The following is a 2,061-nucleotide window of genomic DNA, read 5'->3' as shown; positions in this document are numbered from 1 at the left end:
GAACTTCTGGTAACGGTGCGTCTTGATCTCGTTCTCGAGATCTCCCGTGACCGTCACCCCCGCCTGCTTGGCGACGCCGACGATCTGTTCGTCGGTGAGCCCCGCCGACCCCTCCTCCGGCTGCTGCGCGTAAAGCGCCTGCATGAATGCGGAGGCGTGCTCGTAGTCATGGATCGCGACCGAGTACATCGCAGAGGCGGCTCGACTCGAATAGCCGGCGGGAACACTCCGGCCGTCGAGGATCGCCACGGGCTGGACTTCGAGCGATGCACGACCGTCGGCGATCAGCTTCTGGATGGTCGACCCCTCGGCCTGCTCGAATTGGTTGCAGATCGGGCACAGGAAGTCGACGTACGTCGTGATCGTGTTCGCCTTGCCGCTCCCGAACACGATCGAGCCGCTGTCGGTGATGTGCGAGGAGGTCGGTTTGTCGCCCTGCTGCGCCGCACTGTTGTTGAGCCAAACGACCACGCCGACGAGGGCGATGAGCACAGCGACGACCGCGGCGGTGATCCCGATGGCGAACCCGTTGGCCCGGCGGCCTGTCTGCGTCATCTGTCCCCTCCTCCGTGAACGCTACGCGATCGGCGCAGGCGTGATCCCGAACCGGGCGAGACCGGCCGCTCCCCCGTCCGCCGCGGTCAGCACCCAGATGCCGTCGTCGTGCAAGGCGACGCTGTGCTCCCAGTGCGAGCCGTCGGATCCGTCGGTGGTGGAGACGGTCCAGTCGTCGTCCTCGACGTAGGTCTGCTCGGAGCCCGCGGTCACCATGGGCTCGATCGCGAGCACGAGGCCAGGGCGCACCTCGGCGCCGCGGTCGGGCGTGCGGTAGTTGAACAGGCTCGGCGCCTCGTGCATCTTGCGGCCGATGCCGTGCCCGACGTACTCGCGCAGGATCCCGTAGGGCTTCCCGGAGACGGGCGAAGGGCCCGCCCCGAGGATGTGGTCCTCGATGGCCGCGCTGATGTCGCCCAGGTGCTTCGCGGACGCCATCGCGGCGATCCCGGCCCACATGGATCCCTCTGTCACGTCGGACAGGGCCTGTCGGGCCGCGACGACCTCGGTCTGCGCCTCGTCCGGCACGATGACGGTGATCGCGCTGTCGCCGTTCCAGCCGCGGAACTGCGCACCGCAGTCGATCGAGACGATGTCGCCCGGCTGCAGCACGCGGGAACCCGGGATCCCGTGCACGACCTGGTCGTTGACCGAGATGCACGTGGTGTGCCGGTAGCCGCGCACGAGCTTGAAGTTCGACTCGGCGCCGCGATCCAGGATCACCCGCTCGGCGATCGCGTCGAGCTCCCCCGTCGTGATGCCGGGCCGCACGGCGGCGCGCACGGCGGTGAGCGCCGCGCCGGTGATCAGGCCGGGCTCGACCATCGTCCCCAGCTGGGCACGACTCTTGTAGATGGAACGGCGGAACGCCACGTCAGACCGCAGCCGTGCGCACGAGACCGCGGGCGCCCAGCGCCGCGAAGATGCGCTCGGTGATCTCGTCGAGGCTGCCGACGCCGTCGATCGTGTCGACGATGCCGCGCGCTCCGTAGGCGTCGAGGATCGGGGCGGTCTGGGCCTCGTAGATGTCCAGGCGGTGCGCGATCGCCTCAGGGGTGTCGTCGGCGCGGCCCTGCTCGGTCGCGCGCAGCTCGAGGCGGGCGATGCTCTCCTCGCGCGGCACGTCGAGCAGGATCACGGCGTCGAGCGCGGAACGGGACTCGGCCAGGAACGCGTCCAGGTGGACGACCTGCACGGCGTTGCGGGGGTAGCCGTCGAGGAGGAAGCCGGCCTCGGCGTCGGGCTGGGACAGCCGGTCGCGCACGAGCTCGCCGGTCAGCTCGTCCGAGACGAGGTCGCCCGCATCGAGGATCGCCGTGACCTGCTTGCCGAGGTCCGTGCCGGCCTTGATGTTGGCCCGGAAGATGTCGCCCGTGGAGACCACGGGGATGCCGTAGGCCTCGGCGATCCGCACTCCCTGCGTGCCCTTGCCGGAGCCCTGGGGGCCCACGATCAGCAGGCGTGCGGTGGAGGTTGCGGATGCCGTCATCGTAGGAGCCCTTCAAT

Annotated in this window: 3 protein-coding genes; all 3 read right to left on the bottom strand. The window is 69.5% G+C overall.

Annotated features, from left to right (window positions below; genetic code table 11):
* Positions 1-555, bottom strand: a 555-nt coding sequence (locus tag B7X32_RS20585; protein WP_292724031.1) for a thioredoxin domain-containing protein, incomplete at its 3' end; no start/stop codon positions are given.
* A gap of 21 nt (positions 556-576) precedes the next feature.
* A complete protein-coding gene (gene map / locus B7X32_RS20580; RefSeq protein ID WP_292724029.1) occupies positions 577-1,428 on the bottom strand; it encodes a type I methionyl aminopeptidase in 852 nt (283 codons plus the stop codon).
* A gap of 1 nt (position 1,429) precedes the next feature.
* Entirely contained in the window at positions 1,430-2,044 is a 615-nt protein-coding gene (locus tag B7X32_RS20575; RefSeq protein ID WP_292724026.1) for an adenylate kinase, read from the bottom strand.
* Positions 2,045-2,061 lie beyond the last annotated feature (17 nt).

Source organism: Microbacterium sp. 13-71-7 (genome assembly GCF_002257455.1).
Taxonomy (GTDB): Bacteria; Actinomycetota; Actinomycetes; order Actinomycetales; family Microbacteriaceae; genus Microbacterium.
Note: the sequence above shows the minus strand (reverse complement) of the source record. Positions and strands in the feature narration are given on the sequence as shown.

Excerpts from the sequence above, each read along its gene's own strand:
- B7X32_RS20575 (WP_292724026.1), bottom strand. The coding sequence starts at position 2,044 with ATGACGGCATCCGCAACCTCCACCGCACGCCTGCTGATCGTGGGCCCC.